This window comes from Bdellovibrionales bacterium (genome assembly GCA_019750295.1).
Taxonomy (GTDB): Bacteria; Bdellovibrionota; Bdellovibrionia; order Bdellovibrionales; family JAGQZY01; genus JAIEOS01.
In genome coordinates this window covers 1-17,769 of sequence record JAIEOS010000052.1, presented here as the reverse complement: position 1 = coordinate 17,769, position 17,769 = coordinate 1, and the positions used below count along the sequence as shown (strand labels likewise).

Genomic DNA, 17,769 nt, shown 5'->3' with positions numbered 1-17,769 from the left:
TCTCAGCATTTGTTTCTCGCCAAATTTATAGATCGACGCTAACATCGGTCTATGCCAACCCTGTCTATTTTGACCTTTATTTTCGCGCTGACGTTCTCCACCGACGCCGACGCCGCCTCGTCGACACTCACCTGGAACGAGGCCATCAACGAAACCATGCGCAACAATGCCGAAGTGCAGTCGGCGGAAGAAGCTTTGCGGTCCAACCGCTACACGGAGCGCGCGGCCTACAGTCCTTTTCTTCCTCAGATCAATGCCAACCTGGCTTTAAATCGCGGCCAATCTCAATTGAGTTTTGGCGATAATGCCTCCGGTTCGAACCTTTACAGCGCCACGCTGACGGGGAACTGGAATATTTTTAATGGGTTTCAAGATTGGGGGCGACGAGAGCAAGCCGACGCCAACACTCGTGTTTCGGCCCTCAACGCCCAAATCACTAAAGCCAAAGTCAGTTACGACCTTAAGTCGGCTTACGAAAATCTTCGCTACGCCATTGCTTATAAAAAACTCACTCAGGAAATCATTCGGCGGCGTGAGGAGAACTTGCGATTAGTGGATTTACGCTTTGAAAGCGGGCGCGAAAACAAGGGCTCAGTCCTGCTCTCACGCGCCTATGCCGAGCAAGCTCGCTACGATGATCTCCAAGCCTACAATAACCAATTGGTGTCTTCGGCTCAGCTCGCTCGAACATTAGGCCGCGACGAAAGCGAAGAACTCATGGCGATCGATGACATCCCCGGCGACTCTCCCGAGAGAGTTCGACCCAACTTTGGCGAACTCGCGCAAAGTGTTCCGGAGTATCGGCAGTCCGAAGCCCGCGAGGAAGGAGCCGCCGCCGCTGTCACGGTGGCGCGATCTCAATTTTTACCAGCACTCAACTTGAGTGGAACGCTTGGAAAGCTCGACACTGAATTCTTTCCCGAGCAAAGAGATCGATGGGCCTTTGGAGTTGTACTCTCCTATCCTCTTTTTATGGGGGGACGGGATTACAACACCACTCGAAGCGCACTGGCCGCCGAATCCTCGGCCCGCTTAACCCGGGTGAATCTTCGCCGAGATGTTGTGTCTAAGCTAGAACAAGCCTTCGCCAATTACCAGCAGGCCGTCGTCAAATTTAAAGTGGATGAAAGCTTTAAGAACGCTGCACAAACTCGTGCAGAAATTGCTCGCAAACGCTACAACAACGGATTGATGACGTTTGAAGATTGGGATGTCATTGAAAACGATCTTATCACTCGGCAAAAAACCTATCTGCAAAGTCGCCGTGATCGTATTTTAGCCGAAGCTTCTTGGGAGCAGGCTTTAGGAAAAGGAGTTCTCCCATGAAGTACTGGATTGGTTTTCTGCTCGTCGCTGTGATCGGTGCGACTGGATACTTCTTTTATAAAAAACGGGGCGCGACAGTGTCCTATCGCCCGGTGGACGTGGAACAAGGGACCATCGAAGTGAAGATATTGACCAGCGGCACAGTTCAGCCCAAAAATCGTTTGGAAATCAAACCACCCATCGCCGGTCGCGTGGAAGACGTTCTTGTTGTCGAAGGTCAAGCGGTTCGCAAAGGGCAAATCTTAGCCTGGATGAGTTCTACCGAGCGCGCCGCCATGCTGGATGCCGCTCGCGCTCAGGGCGCCGCTGAAGTTCGACGTTGGGAAGATATGTATCGTCCGACACCGGTGATCTCGCCCATTCACGGCACTGTGATTTTAAGAAGCGTTGAGCCCGGGCAAACATTTACAAATGCGGATGCGATCATGGTTCTTTCGGATAAACTCACCGTCAAAGCCCAAGTCGACGAGACCGACATGGCGCAAGTGAAACTCAAGCAAAGGGCCGTTATCGTTCTCGATGCCTACGCGAAAGAAAAAATCGAAGGCCACGTGGATCAAATCGCGTTTGAGGCAAAAACAACGAATAATGTCACCACTTACCAAGTCGATGTTGTTCCCGATCAAACACCGGACTTTATGCGCAGTGGAATGACAGCCAACGTGACGTTTCTTTTAGAGGTGAAAGAGAATATTCCTACTCTTCCAGTGGACGTGATCGACACTTCGGCAAAAACGCCTAAAGTTCTAGTGCCAGGGACCGACGGCCAACCTCTCGAAAAAGACATCGAAACTGGGATCAGCGACGGAAAAAAAATCGAAATCGTGAGTGGACTCAATACGGGAGACCGCGTCCTGGCCATCGTTCAGGAATCCTCTGAAAAGAGTAAAAATAGCAATCCCTTCTCTCCGCAGCGCATGGGTGGTCGTCGCAAAAAATGATCGAAATCAAAAACATTCGTAAGACATACAAAATGGGAGACAACATCGTTCACGCGCTGAACGGTGTATCACTCACGATTGAGGACGGCGACTTTGTAGCGATCATGGGCCCCTCAGGAAGTGGCAAGTCGACTCTCGCCCATATCTTAGGCCTTTTGGATATTCCATCGGCGGGATCTTACAAGCTGAACGGGCGAGAAGTCTCCCAATTGAGCGAAGATGAATTGGCAACTCTCCGCCGTGAAGAGATTGGATTTATTTTCCAGCAGTTTAATTTATTGCCACGAATGAGCGCTCAGCAAAACATTGCACTCCCCTTGCTTTATTCTCAGAAAAAGGACGATCAGTCCCAGATCTTATTAGATAAGGTCGGTTTGGGAACTCGCGGGGGTCACCGTCCCAACGAACTTTCCGGGGGGCAACAGCAGCGGGTCGCCATCGCGCGAGCCCTGATCAATTCCCCACGAATTATTCTGGCGGATGAACCCACAGGAAATTTAGACTCTAAAAGCGAAAAAGAGATTTTGCAGATCCTCAAAGATCTTAATGCCAGCGGAATCACGATCATCATGGTGACTCACGAGGAAGACATCGGGCAACAGGCCAAAAGATTAATTCGCGTGCGCGACGGTGTGATTCAATCCGACGAGCGCAAAGAGGCGCCCTCACCTAACAAAAACTCCACTGTCGAACTCCCCGTGGAAAATAAGAACGAACTCGTGGAGCATTTTCGCGAAGGATTTAAAACCCTTCTCGGAAACAAAATACGAACGGGACTTTCGATGTTAGGAATACTGATCGGAGTGGCCGCCGTTGTCGCAATGTTGGCGCTGGGACGCGGGGCTCAAAAGTCGATCGAAAGTGAACTTTCCTCCCTGGGTACAAATCTTTTAGTGTTGCGAGCCGGCTCTTTACGAATGGGAGGGGTCGCCCAGGAATCAGGAGCCACCGCCCGCCTGAGCCTTGAGGACGTGGACGCCGTCAAAGCCAAAATTCCAGGCATCGCGCAGGTCTCCGCCAACGTCAATGGTCGCGTGCAAGTGACCTATCTGAATAAAAATTGGAACACTCAAGTGCAAGGAGTCTCCTCAACGTATTCCGAAATGCGCGCCTCTAAGCCCGAGCGCGGTCGGTTTTTTAGTGAGGACGAAAATCGACAGCGAGCTCGCGTCGCCGTCATCGGCACCACCATAGTCCGCGAACTCTTCGGCGAAACTAATCCTTTAGGGGAGATGATTAAGATCAATAAGATCAGTTTTCAAGTGATTGGAATTCTCCCCGAAAAAGGAGCAAATGGCTGGCGGGATCAAGATGATGTGATTCTCATTCCGGTGGTCACCGCGATGCGAAGACTTCTCGGAAAGGAATTTGTGGACTCCGCCGATATCCAAGTTCAAGAGGGATTACCGATGGAGGACATCGAGGACGAAATCCTCAGTTACGTGAACCGATCCAAAAATATCCCGCTGTCGATGCAAGAAAACGCTTTTGAAATTCGGAATATGGCAGACATCCAAAAAGCACTGACTCAAAGTAGCAGCACCATGTCTTCGCTCCTGGCGATGATTGCCGCGATCTCCCTGCTCGTCGGTGGAATTGGGATTATGAACATCATGCTTGTCTCCGTAACGGAACGAACCAAGGAGATTGGCCTGCGAAAAGCCATCGGCGCAAGACGTAGAGACATTACCTTTCAGTTTTTAGCGGAGTCGGTGGTGGTCAGCGCCGTAGGAGGACTCCTTGGCATTCTCCTAGGCTGGGGAATCACGGTGACGCTTTCATTACTTATTGGATGGGTGACCTCTGTATCCTTATCCTCAGTACTTCTTTCGTTTTTCTTCTCGGCGTTGATCGGTGTGGTTTTTGGAATTTATCCGGCAGTGAAAGCCTCACGACTTCATCCGATCGAAGCTCTGCGCTACGAGTAAGTCACTGGGACGGTCGACGTCAAGGATCCCCATCGTGTTATTTAATGTCGCATAAGGCACGGATTGCAAAAGCTCTTGCCCTCCCGAATCATTCGTTTCTTTTGCAAAAATCAGCTGAAGATCCTCGGCCTTCCATAGAATGGGTGCGCCGTGAACGATTTTAGAGTTTTCGCTCCATTCCGTCGCGATGGTTTTTTGACTTTTCTGAAATTCGATCCTGAGCTGTTGGTAATGATCTGGCTCGAGTAAAATCTGATCGCAAAGTCCCACCAAGATCCCCCGCACTTTGTCGTGACGCTCAAATATAAACTGCAAAGCCGACTTGAGAGTTTGTCGCTGACCTTTCAACCAACCTGGCACATGAATCACCTCTGAATTTTTCATTTGGCAAATATCCGAAGACGCTTCGGTCTCAGCCCCTAAGGCCACATAGCAGCGGTCACTTCCCGCCCGGACATTGTCGATGGCGATTTCCAAAAACGTGCGACCCCGGAATATCTCGAGTTGTTTGGGTCGACCAAATCTTTGTGATTCTCCCGCAGCAAGAACTAAACCGACGATCATGAGGGCTGACTCAACACAGTTTGAATTTGATAAATCACCGAAAGCGAGATGACCTCTGGCGACGCCGATCGAGTCAGCTTTTCTCCGGCCGGAGAGTGAATTCGAGACAAAGTTTCGGAGCTCAGCTCAACTGAATGGATTGATTTTAAATCGGCCTTTAAAAGTTCGAATCTTTTGCCAGAGCCTATGATTCCGAGATACGCCAGCGGCAGATTTTGTGCCTGGCGAAGAAGTTCGAGATCAAACTCATAGTTATGAGTCATGCATACGACCGCAGATCTTTCATCTAAAGGTAAATCTAAAAAAATGTTTTGCGTTTGGACCGATCGAACTTCGACATCGTCAGGGTGCTGAAATGCCTCCACCAGATCTTTGCGATAATCATTCACAAAAACCGTCCAACCCAGCGTTCGTGCAAACTCCATCATACTTACGGCACCACCGCGTGCACCGAATATAAAAAGCTTAAAAGGACGTGTTAAAATTTCCGACTGTCCGTCGACGTTAGTCACCACTGGAGGAAAGTGAGGGTTTTCAGAAAATCCGAGATACCTCTCTAAGATATTCTCCGAATTCCAATCCACTTTATCAAAGCGAATGGTGAGCTGGCCTTGGCAACCCTTTTGAAAACCAAAAAAGCGATCTTCGATTTCACTCGTATCATAAACCCGAACTTGCGGGAAAGTTTGCATCGAGAAGACGTCTTGATCCACTTGACCTTCGAGACACCCACCACTCAGAAGCCCGACAGTGAACTTTGAATCAAGATCAAATATTTTTCGCGCACCTTCTCGACGATAAGCGGAGCCTTTCACTTGGGAAATCGTGCCGACGATGATCGAGCGGCCCCGGTGATTTTTGATATAATGAGCTTGGGTGATAAGATCTTTCATTTTTATTCCCTTGCAGATTTCATAAACCTTTTGAATTATGTCAAATATGAATTCGGTCGTAAACACCAGGGTTAATGACACGCAGCGAGCTGCTCCACCACAAGTGATCCAAGCCCCGTCATCTCTTGTCGTGGTGGACCGAGCAGCACAACTTTCACTGGCCGAAGTGGGGTTAGGTTCCCTCCTCCAAGCCTTTCATATCCCACTGGGTGGCCACTTTATGTCTCTCAATCAAGGATATTTTCTAACGCATGCCCTACTCAAGGATTGTCTTGAGACCGCCGCCGTTTTTGAAATCTCAGGTATTTCTGCAGTGATGAAGTCTTTATCTCCGATAGGGAATAAGTTGGGCCCGATGATATCGATCACCACTCAGGGATGGCTTTATTGGCTCGGCGTTGCGACTTTCGGCAGAAACCTCTTGGGCTGTGGGCTCGGTATGATTTTGCTTTCGCTTTGGGCATTCCTTCAGCCGCTGGTGACCCTACTTCTCATCTATGGCTTCGATTTTTATAACATTCTCCTATTTTACAAAGGGAAGTTGGAGTCGGAATGGCCTTGGGCTCCTGATCTTTTACTTTCAGTTTTTATCGGTCTCATCGCCGTCAAACTCTGCATAGCGATGCTTATTCCGATACTAGTGATGCATTACCGCAACACCAACCCCTTCATCATCGGCCGCGCTCACCGACCGCTCCAAAAAAAGAGGAACGATTCTTTTATGGGAGTTGTTTTAAGATCCTTCTTTCGACCTTTGTTTCTCTTAACGTTTATCATGATGATTTTTTTCTATTATTTTCGAGAGGGAAATTGGAGTTCAACGCTGTTGTTGGCACTGAGACCGCTCGCATTGGGAGTGATTTTATTGTGGTTTCTCCGAAGTCCCATAGCGATGTCCGCACTTAACAAATGGTCCAACCGATCTGAAAAATTTCGCCGTTTTCATCAGCGCGCTCAACTCGCATTTGATAAAATCGTATCTTCCGACAGCTAATTTCCACGTCTTTTTCCAACAAAGTTCCAGACATATCTGGAGCAAATTCCACAATTGTATTTTCCGAACTCTTTCGCTATTCTCCTCTCATGTGGAAAATTAAAGTCCGTCGTCTCTTGAGCAAAAAGCTCCTGGATGCGACACAAAAAACGAAAGACGTTTCTCGCCGCGATATCGCCTCCATTATCGGTTTAAGTTCTGGAGCTCTTTCCGAAATCATGAACGGCAAAAGAACGATCACGACAAAAACGGCAAAAAAAATTATCGATTTCTTGGATCTATCGACCGAGGAAAAAGCAGCACTCCTTGGAGAGATGAGCTCCAATGGCGAATCTCAAAAAATGAAACTCGATGAAGGTTCGAGAGAAATCGCGGTCAACTGGATTTACTATGCGATATTATCTGTTCTTGAAATAGATTCTCCTCCAAAAACGGCGGAGGAGATTTCCCAGCGACTCGGCGTCGCGCAGGAGAGTGTGTCGTCCGCGTTAAATCATTTGGCTCAAAAAAATTATATTCTTAAGCAAAGTGATAACACCTACGAAACGCTTCATAAGATCTTTACGACCACCGACAACGAATCCTCACCCATGCTGATGGAACGGCACCAAAACAACTTAGTTGTTGCAAGTCACGCCTTAAACGAGATTCATGTGGATCAAAGAGATTTTACGAGCATTACTTTTCCCGCAAATACGAGCAAAATTGAACACGGCAAAAGAGAAATCCGAAATTTTCTAAATCGACTTTCCGCTGACATGTCCGAGGGAGAATTGGATCAGGTTTTTCAGCTGAACGTGCAACTTTTTCCATTGCTCGACTGGCCCAAGGCTATCAAAGAAAAATAAACGTCACGCACCCTTTCGTGTTAGGGTGTGCGCATGGAAGCCCTTCTGTCCTCATTCGCATTGGTTTTTGTTGGAGAAATGGGAGATAAAACTCAGCTCCTGTCGCTGATTCTTGTCGCTCGCTACAATAAACCTTGGACAATTCTCAGCGGTGTCTTTGTCGCAACAATTCTCAATCACGCACTCGCTGCGGGCTTTGGGGGCTGGCTCGCCACAACAGTGGACCGAGAGATGTTAAAGTGGATTCTCGCAATGACATTTTTTATTTTTGCGGTGTGGGTTTTAGTTCCCGACAAAGAAGGTGAAGTTCGTCCGGCGAAAACCTCCAGTGTGTTCTTCACCACGACGCTTCTCTTCTTTTTTGCAGAGATGGGGGATAAAACCCAGCTTGTCACCATAGCCCTGGGAGCTCAGTACGCTTCTCTTTTATTTGTGACCCTAGGGACGACGTTGGGGATGATCGCCGCAAACGCCCTAGCTGTCTTCCTCGGCAAAAGCCTCCTGAAACGGCTTCCGATGGATTGGATTCGTCGTGCCGCCAGCGTGGCCTTCGTGCTCTTTGGTGTGGGCATTCTCTTGTACCGCTGAACTGGCATAAATACTGCTCATTTGAGAAGTATTCGCTATTAGGAGATCTCAAATGCGTCCTTTGATGCTCGTGCTGGTAATTCTTTCATTAAGTGCCAATTGTTATGCAGGATTTTCTTGCCGCATCACTGATAAAACGACGGACTTCGCCTATGGATCCGTCATTCAAGTCGCCGGACTTCTAAGAAAAAATAAAATGCTTGAGGGTATAGGCGAAAACCTGCCTCCCGAAATGCGCTCGGTTTTACTGGTTTTAGAGTCACATCACTTCGATATTTTTATTTATAACAATACCACTGAGACTCCTGTATCGTGCCTCGCTCCTCGATTCACTCTGATGCTGAGTGATAACGAGCTCAAAAAGGGCCTGGAGTGTTTCGAGAAAAATAGAAGCGTCATCGCCAAAGGAGTGGTTCTTCCCGCGGAAACTCCCATCGAAGAGATTGAAAATCACATTCTGATGACCGCAACGATTGAATGTCCTATCGCCCGGGATGATTGACAGATTTATCTTTATTGCGACAAAAGATTCACGTAAGATTCAATCATGCTTATTCACTACGCCCGCCGCGCTCAAGAGTTTCTGCTCGATCAGCTCAAAAAAGGAACATCTCCCCAAGGGTTGGCATTGAGTTGCACTATGGGAGTCATCTGCGGCTCTTTCCCCGTCCTGGGCTTTTGCACAATACTTAGCCTGATCTTCAGTTTATTTTTTGAACTCAATCAACCCACACTTCAGTTGGTCAACCAGCTCATGTGGCCGGTTCATCTTCTTATGATTCCTGTTTTTATTTACTCTGGAGAATTTCTTTTGGGAATGGAACATATCCCGTTGAGGCCCGATCTCATTTTAGAACACTTTTCCAACGACCCTCGACAGTTCGTTGTGCAATATAGCACGGCTGTTCTCGCTGCCGTCTTCGCATGGGCTCTTACCGCTCCCATCTTTGGCTATGGCTGCTATTACGCTTTTAAAAAGCTGTTTCTCAAATTGAGGAGGAAGAGATCTTCCTCGTGATGTCCCATTGAGACACACCTATCAAACTCGACCTTCGTCCAATCTTTAGAAGCTTCCCTCTCTCGTGAATTGATACAACCCTGTATAAGGTGTTTGAAGGATTTAGGGTTTTTGATAAGATAGAGATATGAGTAAACGTCTGCTGCCACTAATTCTTTTTGGATTTATATTCACCTGTTTGTATGTGATTCGAGGAATTGCGGCTCAATATTACAATGCGGCCTACTACGCGGGATTTTATGTCCCTGAGTTTGGCGAGTGTTATTATGTCGTCAATACGTGTTCGACCAGTACTATGTTTGTTCCTACAAATAGCATCGCCGAGTGGAACTCGGTCAAAGCGAGTGCTCCCGCTTGCCTCAATCGGACCCCTCAAGCCTACGAGACCTGTTATGGAATGGGTATGGGAATGGGTGGTGCCGATGGTGGTGACGGGGGTGACTAAGATATCAAAAAGTAAAATTCTATGGGCTGCGGGGTTACCGATCACGGCCGTGGTTCTTGTGGGTCTGATTGTTTTTGCACTCTCTCGCTCAGAAAAAAACCAAAAGACTCTCACCATCTACGTCGAAGATTACTTTTTGCCCACTCTAGATCCCCACTTGATTGTTCCGGCGGATTCCTACCTGACGTCTTTATTCTCCCTGACTGTTAGCCATCAGCGGATCAAATCCATTCCTACACTTTCCGAATCCGTCACCCATACTCCTGATTTTAAATCGTTCACCGTAAAGTTCCAAAAGGGATTTAAATCTCCGCAGGGTTACGAGCTCAATGCGAAAAACTACATCGAAGGCTTACGCCAACATTGCCTGTCTCTGCCCGATCATCGTCTCGAGGACACCGAATTTTACAATATGTTGGAACCCGAGGCCTTTTTAAAAGGGCAACCTTCGAAAGGTCTCCTGGCCGTCGGAGAGTTTGAAGTGGTCTTTAACTTCTCGTCCCCTCGCCCTGATTTTTTAACCAGTCTCGAAAAAAATCGCTTATCCTTTCGATCCCCAGGAAATTACCAAGATGGTCACTGGAAAGATCCCAAAAGCTATGACACGATTTCGCCGTGGCTCATTCAAAAATTTACATCTCAAGAGATCCGACTCAAGAAAAATGAAAAAATCGTAACCCGTCAGAAGTTTAGCGACATTGTCATTAAACGTCTTGATTCACAAAAATTTAAAGACATCGTCGACCCATCGCAGGCTTTGATTTATCTGAATAATTCTCAGCAACTTCCCTCTCATTTCAAACTAAAAACGATCACCAACGGAACTCATATCTACTTTAGTTTAAACTGCAAGGAGCCTCCATTTGACGTCTACGAAAACCGTGTGGCTTTTTGGCAGGCGTTACATAAAGATCTGAGCACTCGGAAAATAAGCTCTACGATTATTTTTAACCCCCTTCAGCTTCCCAAGACGAAGATCAAGAATCCCTTCCCCTCGGATTTAAATGCCGTTGCGGAAACGAGCTTTCAAGGCATTGATTACGAAGAGCTCAAAACAACTTTGAGCAATGTACAAAAAGATATCGGTCGCCAGGTCACCATCGACAGGCGAGCTCACCGAATTACAGAAAAAACCTCATCCGCACTGCTTCAAGATCAAAAAGCTAATGTCTTTATCACGAGAAAGTACGATTATGGAGATAGCTCTCCGATTCTCAGAAAGTCTCTCTATTGTTCAGGACGTGGAATTCACTGGGGATCGAGCAGTCAATGTGGGGATGAAAAAAACTTTGAAACTTCGGAAGCTTTTGAAAAACTACTCAAAGCCGATCTCTGCCTCCAAAAAGTGGGGCGGGCTCGCACGCACATCTATGGCACAGATGACCTCCCCTCCTCGCCGGGCATCTCTAATTCCTACGTGTTGCGAGCTTCTATTGGAGAAACTGAGTAGAACACTTCGAGGAGCCACTCTCTTTGGGTTCTTTATGCTCAACCCGGAACCCTCCCAACTTTCCGTAGATATTCCTTTGGAACTCCCAGGCCTCTCATCTCATCACCAGCATTATATCAATTCCAATCTCAAAGGCTCGAGCCTTAAAGCCGCTCGGATAGATCGCTCCTACTATAAAAAAGTGAATTTTTCTAAATCTGATTTTCGATCCGCGCGGATCCAAGACACCGTTTTTGAAGACGTCGACTTCAGCGAAAGCCAGTTTCTCAATGCCGTTTTTATCCACACCACGTTTAAGCGAGTTTCGCTCCCCGCCGAATTCTTCACCCATGTCCAGCTGATCTCCTGCCGATTTATCGAAACCTCCATCAATGAAGAGGCTCAAAAGAAGCTCAAAGCCCAAGGAAATGAGGTATTTCCGTGACCCCATTTCGCAAAAATTACGGCGTTTTCTTAAGTCTTTCTTTTGTGGCGAGTGCGATTTACTTTTTAGAAATCGGTTTGTATAGCGCTCATTCTCCGTTTCTCCTCTTAAAATCCACCCCGTGGCCTATACCTATCATCAATACTTTTAACCTCAGTCCGTTTCTTGCGATGAGCACTGCCTGGCTACTTCTTTTGGTGAGCGCGGCTTCCTCTTTGGCTTTTCTCACCGAGAAGAAGTACAGTTCCATTCTGCTTTGGGCTTCTCTTTTCTTAAAGCTCGGCGTTTATTTTTCGGACTATAGACTCATGGGAAATTTTCATCTCATGCAACACTGGACCACCGTTTTATTTCTCGTGATTCCTTACACAATTCATCACTTGCGACTTTTTTTCTGTCTTTTTTATTTTTTTGCCGGACTTCTCAAGCTCAACAAAGACTGGGTCTCAGGCTTAAGTTTGTTTGGACCGGGCTTACCCATTTCCGAGGAGGTGCGGAGTGCACTGTTGATTGGCGTCATTATTCTGGAAATTGGTTTAATCTGGGGCTTACTGCTGCCCTCGCGAAAAGTGGCGCTAGGGGTCTTCGCAATCCTTGTGGTTTTTCATCTCTGCTCCACCTTTTATATACAACTCTACTACCCGACGATCATGCTCCTTTTGCTGACGTTTATTCCTCTCGGTTTGATTTATGAAAAGTGGACCGATATCCACATCAAAGATTTTTTGAATTTCCGTTTTGGAATCCTTGTCTCCATTTTTTTAATATCACAACTCAATCCATATCTCTCGGCGGGCGACACGGCGATCACCGGAGAGGGGCGCCTTACTGCACTGAACATGATCGATATTAAACCCCATTGCGTCGCACCGCTCATCTATCAAGAGGGTGAGAATTCGTGGCAGGAAGTGGATTTGGCGCAGAATCACCGAGCCGTTCGGGTGACCTGCGATCCCGCCTACTTTGTTTCGCAAATTCAAGACTTCTGCTCAAAGAATCCGTCGCAAAAAGCGTTGTTTGGACTGCTCACGCGAAGACCCTCGCAATCTGAATATCAACCGGTCTTTTGGATGACGGAAGCCTGCCAACAGGCTTTTAAATACTCCGTCTGGGGTCGAAACTCTTTTGTTGTACCTCAGACATCGACGAAATATGTGTTTAAATCTACAGAGTCTTTCGATACTTCACCCGCCGGGGACTCATCGAGTTTTCGCGGAGATTTACAAAACACAGGATTGTTAAAAATAAGTTTCTCAGAAAAATCCTCTCCCACCGTGATTCCCCTATCCATGAAGGTCAATATTGGAATCCACAACGCGGCAAAGTCTTCGCCCGTGGCGGATGACCTCGGCTTTTACGTTGCGGGAGACAGTGGTGTGTTTAATGCCATCGATCCCACCGGTCACTTAAGATGGAGTTTAAAATTCGATTCCCCTCGGGGTATTCATTCTTCACCTGCAATTTACAAAGGATTTATTTTTATCGGAACATACAGCGGTAGACTCTATAAGATCCATCGACAAACAGGTCATATCTCGTGGTGGGTTCAGCTCGGGGATGCTATTGGTGCCACTCCCAAAGTGGTCGACTCCTCGATCTACGTCAATGTCGAAACGGAAAATCCTGCCAATGGGTTTGTTGTTAAACTTAATGCTGATGATGGCTCCCAACTCTGGAAGGGTCCCCTTCACCAACAGCAAAGTCATTCAACTCCTGCGATCAGTGAGGACAAAGCCATCATCATCTATGGTAGCAATCAGGGAACGTTAACAGCGCTTCGGACCGACAATGGGAGATTGATTTGGCAGAAAAAATTAGGTGCTGAAATCAAAACCTCACCCTTGATCTTTGAAAAACATGTTTTCGTGGGATCTTGGAGCGAGAATCTATTTAAATTCGATATCACTGACGGGAAAATGCGTGGAGTTGTGCATTTGGGCGCCATGATCATGAGCTCACCGCTGATCATACCTCACCGCAGAGAAATCCTCTTGGGATCCACCGACGGAAATCTAAATTGGATTCACATCGACAAAATGACACTACTGCAGTCGTTACCACTTGGGGAGAAGGGACATAAAGCCAGCGCCATTGCTTTTCGAAATAAAAAAGGATTTCGAATCCTTGTCCCTTGCCGTTTCGATTCCCTTTGTCTTTTTGATGATCAAAGAAAGATCATGGCGTCGGAGCCCGTGGGTGGAAAAATGACCAATGAGCCCGCCCTGGGATCCCAGCATATGCTGGTTTCTCCAGAATTTCCGGCCTCGGTGCAGCTCCTACCTGTACCGCAAAACTAATCAGGACTAAATAAAAATTCGACTGTGACTGGCATTTGCAAATCGGGACTGAATGAGATGGGTCTTTATTTTTCCGTCCTGAGTTTTCTCGATACGATACAGATCACCGGTGGCCTTTTCTCCACCGAGAAGACGACCGGGAGATTCCGCCGAGAGATTATAAAAAATCACGTCTGTTTTATGAACCTGAATCGAGTTTTTCTTAAGATTCCACTCCAAAAGATAAGGTGAAAAACTCACCGTTGAAAAGAGCGACTGAGAGTCGAATGCGGCCAGGCTTAGGGCTTCCCCCTTCAGGTGCTGAATCAACGGAGCCAGCTCTGCACCGAGCGAGGATATCTGTCGCGATTGAGGATTAAATTCGTAGAGACATGGATAAACTCCTCCATTAAAACCGGAGGCGCAGATGATCGGACCCTCACCGAGTCGAATCAAATGCGTCGCTTCGAGGCGATCATGGGTATAAACCTTCGGGGCAGTCATTCCACGGCTGTCGACTACAGTAATGACCGGCTTTTGCCCGGAGTGACCAGAGTTGGCGACAATAATACTCTGATGATCCAGCCACAGGCAATCATGCGGAGAATATCCCCCGGTGGGAATCTGATTTTCGACAATGAGATTTTGCGGATTCACTTCAAACAAAAAGCCCAACCGATCACTGTTTCGCACTCCAGAGATATAGATCTTTTGACCATCATGACTGAAAACGCCGTGGCCATAAAAGTAATGACCTTCGGGAGCATCAATGTGACCTCGCAAACTCTGAGTCTTTAAATCGACAAAGACCGCCCTTGAATTCCAGCGCTCAATGGCCACGGCCAAATCAGGATCGATTGGGGACTGAACAACGGAGTGAGGAAAACACCCCAGATCGATAGAGGACACCCGACTGCTGGACACATCAAAGAGACTTAAGGACCCCGGCAGGCGTGGCAAATATCGCGACTGAGCATGAATCGGATTAAAACTTTCTTCCACCCGCGGCGAATTCGCAGAGACCAGAAAACGTCCGTGAACAGCTGCAGTCTCTCTTGCCACAGACTCTAAAAGCTTAAAGATCGCTGTGGCGCCGATGGCACTTCCCACACTTCCCATTAAAAGGTGACGTCTTGATAGCTTCATTATCTATTATTATAGCGGATCATTTGTAAAAAAATAGTGGGGACCCGAAATTTTAAAGAATTATTTTTTAGCTGAGGCCGGGGCGCGCTGCTCGATCATTTTCTCAAGGCGATCTAATCGAGCTTTAAGCTCTTTATTTTCGCTTTCGAGCTTTTCAATTCTTTCGTCGTGATTTGTAACTTTAGCCCACATCTCTTTAATCGCCTCAACGACGACCGCTACAATATTTCCATACTTCACACTTTTTGTTTCTTTCCCTTTATCATCAGTAAAAGTTTGCACCATATCCGGAAGAACTTTTTGAACATCCTGGGCTATAAAACCAATGTCATGTTTGTGGTCAGTTCTCCAGTCAAACGAAACGCCTTCAAGAGCTAAAATTTTATCAAGAGGATTTTCAATGAGCTTTATGTTTTGTTTAAGCCTTCGATCAGAAGCATAATAAAATGCTCCGGCCTGAATTGTCCCTGGGCCACCAGCTCCGTTGCCTATAACCGTATTCCCGTTGCCCCCAAACCAACCGATATAAACTGCTCCTGAAGATCTCGTGTCGATATGAAAGTTCCCCGCGCCTGTGGGACCATAGAGACGATTCATATAAACTTGGTCAAAATTAGGATTAACATGATTGAAGTTTCCTGTGTGTAAGAGGGTGTACGCATTACCGCCCATAGACCACCCCCCCACTTTAAGTTGGTTGTCCGTATCTAACCCGAAATTGATAGCGTAAGAACCCGGACGATGAAAGCTCAACATCGAAGCACCGCCACCACTGCCGAGAACTTGCGGGCCACCAGCGCTCGTGTAAGCGATGGATTGTCCCGATGTCGATGTGTTCGAAAGCGGCGTGTATCCCAGAGCCGTTTGATAAGAGGAGGGGTTAAAGTTTCCAGCATGCCAGACCGCATTTCCTCCCACTTGTAAACCACCAGCGTTTAAAGTCCCTGAAAGGTAACCCGCGCCTGCTCCGTAAAACGCGTAAGCATTGGCATGACCAAGTATTCCGTAAACGGCAGAGTTTTGACTATAACCGATCACTCCGCCGCCACCTGTATTGGAAGTTGTTCCGCGAATCGCATAAGCTCCATCGGTAGCGTTCACACCAGTTACGTTAATGCCGGCATCTAACAAAACACTCTTACCGCCATAACTTCGAATCCACGTTGTATCATTCATAAACCAACCGCCACTATAAGTGCCGTTGAACCAACCTGTAGCTCCGTAAGTGCGGTGCCAACCGGCTCCGTCATCAATCACCACATTCCCATCTACAACAACTCCACCGTTCGCATAGAGCGCACCCGTCGAAGTGGTTGTACCTGCAACCGACAAGCTTCCCGTCATCGAGTCACCCGCTTTATTGACAGGCGTATAACCTAGCGCCGTCTGATAAGAGGCTGGATTAAAGTTACCTGCGTGCCAAACACCGTTTCCGCCCACAGAGAGAGTTCCCTCGGCGACATTCGTAGATCCCCCGAGCGTAATGTTATCGTTAGTTAAATCAATCTGGAGAGGCCAGCTCGAACCATTTGTTGCCCAGCCCGTAGAATTTGTTCCAGATCCTGATAAAATATAAAACTGGTTCGAATTCATGTGGATCATACCCGATCGATGATCCGTATCTTGTAAGTAGATGGTCGGCGAGTTATTGTTAATGTAGACGTTTGAATTCGCGTTCAGGGTTCCCGAAAAAACCGTGGGCGCCGAAGTGGTCGCGCCCCGAGCGGTTACTGTCGCTAAGGTATCGGCCTCGGTCCCTGTCGCATCTGTACCACACTCCCAGCCATTCGCAGTTTTCTTGAGCACTTGACCGTTGGAGCAAGCTGCCCCATTTGGAGCGTAGGTGAAGTATTGAGTCGCCGCGCTCGTCAGCTTATTGACGGACATCGTAGCTATTTTCGCATCTGTAACTTGAGCGTTTCCGATATCCGCAGTCGCAATTGCACCATCGAGGATTTTCGCTGAAGTCACCGCACCATCAGCAATTTTTGCTGTTGTGATATTTCCATCAAGAATTTTTACTGTCGTTACAGCATTTGATGCAATATCAATGGCTGCAATAGTGCCATCGAGAATTTCGGTGGTCGTCACCGCACTCGCGGCCAATGTTGGATTTGGATATGTGCCTGCTAATGAGCCACCTGCCGCGCCGCTCGGAGCTCCGCCACTCACATCCGCTCCGCACTCCCAACCATTTACTGTCTTCTTTAAAACTTCGCCATTAGAGCAAGCTGTGCCATTTGGAGCGTAGGTCAAGTACTGAGTCGCCGCACTCGTCAGCTTATTGATAGACATCGTGGCTATTTTTGCATCTGTAATTTGAGAATTTCCTACATCCGCCGTGGCTATAGTTCCATCGAGAATCTTTGCAGAGGTCACCGATCCATCGGCAAGTTTCGCCGTGGTGATATTCGCATCGGCAATTTTCGCGGTCGTGACGTTGCCATCAAGAATTTTTACTGTCGTTACAGCATTTGATGCAATATCAATGGCTGCAATGGTGCCATCAAGAATTTCGGTGGTCGTCACCGCACTCGCAGCCAGTGTTGGATTTGGATATGTGCCAGCTAATGAGCCACCTGCCGCGCCGCTCGGAGCTCCGCCACTCACATCCGCTCCGCACTCCCAACCATTTACTGTCTTCTTTAAAACTTCGCCATTAGAGCAAGCTGTGCCATTTGGAGCGTAGGTCAAGTACTGAGTCGCCGCACTCGTCAGCTTATTGATAGACATCGTGGCTATTTTTGCATCTGTAATTTGAGAATTTCCTACATCCGCCGTGGCTATAGTTCCATCGAGAATCTTTGCAGAGGTCACCGATCCATCGGCAAGTTTCGCCATGGTGATATTCGCATCAGCAATCTTAGCCGTCGTCACGTTAGCATCCAATATCTTTGCTGTAGTTACCGCATTCGCGGCCAATTTGGC

General features: G+C 47.5%; 16 protein-coding genes. 12 read left to right on the top strand and 4 right to left on the bottom strand.

Features of this window, described 5'->3' with window-relative positions; all coding sequences use genetic code 11:
* Positions 1-51: 51 nt before the first annotated feature.
* From K2Q26_10000 to K2Q26_09990, 3 genes are read left to right on the top strand one after another with little or no spacing between them, the layout of a single operon-like run.
* The gene (locus K2Q26_10000) at positions 52-1,326 is read left to right on the top strand and encodes a TolC family protein (GenBank protein ID MBY0315841.1); all 1,275 of its coding nucleotides are present in this window, start codon (positions 52-54) and stop codon (positions 1,324-1,326) included.
* Complete coding sequence (locus K2Q26_09995) at positions 1,323-2,267, top strand: efflux RND transporter periplasmic adaptor subunit (protein ID MBY0315840.1); 945 nt, start codon at positions 1,323-1,325, stop codon at positions 2,265-2,267. The genes K2Q26_10000 and K2Q26_09995 overlap by 4 nt, the downstream gene beginning before the upstream one ends.
* The gene (locus tag K2Q26_09990) at positions 2,264-4,195 is read left to right on the top strand and encodes an ABC transporter permease (GenBank protein MBY0315839.1); all 1,932 of its coding nucleotides are present in this window, start codon (positions 2,264-2,266) and stop codon (positions 4,193-4,195) included. The genes K2Q26_09995 and K2Q26_09990 overlap by 4 nt, the downstream gene beginning before the upstream one ends.
* Here K2Q26_09990 and K2Q26_09985 read toward each other — a convergent pair.
* Together K2Q26_09985 and K2Q26_09980 are read right to left on the bottom strand one after the other, a co-directional pair.
* Complete coding sequence (locus tag K2Q26_09985; GenBank protein MBY0315838.1) at positions 4,157-4,759, bottom strand: NTP transferase domain-containing protein; 603 nt, start codon at positions 4,757-4,759, stop codon at positions 4,157-4,159. The genes K2Q26_09990 and K2Q26_09985 overlap by 39 nt on opposite strands.
* The gene (locus tag K2Q26_09980; GenBank protein ID MBY0315837.1) at positions 4,756-5,652 is read right to left on the bottom strand and encodes an XdhC/CoxI family protein; all 897 of its coding nucleotides are present in this window, start codon (positions 5,650-5,652) and stop codon (positions 4,756-4,758) included. Before K2Q26_09980 ends, K2Q26_09985 begins: the two co-directional genes overlap by 4 nt.
* Before the next feature lie 46 nt (positions 5,653-5,698).
* On the opposite strand from K2Q26_09980, the gene K2Q26_09975 reads away from it, so the two are divergent.
* The 9 genes from K2Q26_09975 to K2Q26_09935 all read left to right on the top strand — a co-directional run bounded on the left by K2Q26_09975 (position 5,699) and on the right by K2Q26_09935 (position 13,716).
* Complete coding sequence (locus tag K2Q26_09975; protein ID MBY0315836.1) at positions 5,699-6,646, top strand: hypothetical protein; 948 nt, start codon at positions 5,699-5,701, stop codon at positions 6,644-6,646.
* Between the two features lie 89 nt (positions 6,647-6,735).
* Positions 6,736-7,494, top strand: coding sequence for a TIGR02147 family protein (locus K2Q26_09970; protein MBY0315835.1), 759 nt, complete (start codon positions 6,736-6,738; stop codon positions 7,492-7,494).
* A 33-nt stretch (positions 7,495-7,527) separates the two neighbouring features.
* Complete coding sequence (locus tag K2Q26_09965) at positions 7,528-8,082, top strand: TMEM165/GDT1 family protein (protein ID MBY0315834.1); 555 nt, start codon at positions 7,528-7,530, stop codon at positions 8,080-8,082.
* Positions 8,083-8,134: 52 nt separating this feature from the next.
* On the top strand, positions 8,135-8,584 hold the full coding sequence (locus tag K2Q26_09960; protein ID MBY0315833.1) for a hypothetical protein: 450 nt from the start codon (positions 8,135-8,137) through the stop codon (positions 8,582-8,584).
* A gap of 45 nt (positions 8,585-8,629) precedes the next feature.
* Complete coding sequence (locus K2Q26_09955; protein ID MBY0315832.1) at positions 8,630-9,100, top strand: DUF2062 domain-containing protein; 471 nt, start codon at positions 8,630-8,632, stop codon at positions 9,098-9,100.
* 127 nt (positions 9,101-9,227) lie between these two features.
* Positions 9,228-9,545 (top strand): hypothetical protein, encoded by a 318-nt coding sequence (locus K2Q26_09950; protein MBY0315831.1) that lies wholly within the window; start codon positions 9,228-9,230, stop codon positions 9,543-9,545.
* Complete coding sequence (locus K2Q26_09945) at positions 9,493-10,995, top strand: hypothetical protein (GenBank protein ID MBY0315830.1); 1,503 nt, start codon at positions 9,493-9,495, stop codon at positions 10,993-10,995. The genes K2Q26_09950 and K2Q26_09945 overlap by 53 nt, the downstream gene beginning before the upstream one ends.
* Positions 10,996-11,029: 34 nt before the next feature.
* Positions 11,030-11,419 carry a pentapeptide repeat-containing protein gene (locus tag K2Q26_09940; protein ID MBY0315829.1) on the top strand — a complete coding sequence of 130 codons (390 nt, stop codon included), beginning with the start codon at positions 11,030-11,032 and terminating at the stop codon, positions 11,417-11,419.
* Positions 11,416-13,716: a PQQ-binding-like beta-propeller repeat protein gene (locus K2Q26_09935; protein MBY0315828.1), complete on the top strand. Its 2,301-nt coding sequence runs from the start codon at positions 11,416-11,418 to the stop codon at positions 13,714-13,716. The genes K2Q26_09940 and K2Q26_09935 overlap by 4 nt, the downstream gene beginning before the upstream one ends.
* Positions 13,717-13,722: 6 nt before the next feature.
* Here the strand turns inward: K2Q26_09935 and K2Q26_09930 are convergent, their stop codons facing one another.
* Both K2Q26_09930 and K2Q26_09925 read right to left on the bottom strand, forming a co-directional pair.
* Positions 13,723-14,841 carry a DUF1513 domain-containing protein gene (locus K2Q26_09930; protein ID MBY0315827.1) on the bottom strand — a complete coding sequence of 373 codons (1,119 nt, stop codon included), beginning with the start codon at positions 14,839-14,841 and terminating at the stop codon, positions 13,723-13,725.
* 60 nt (positions 14,842-14,901) lie between these two features.
* On the bottom strand, positions 14,902-17,769 hold a 2,868-nt coding region (locus tag K2Q26_09925; protein ID MBY0315826.1), incomplete at its 5' end, for a tail fiber domain-containing protein.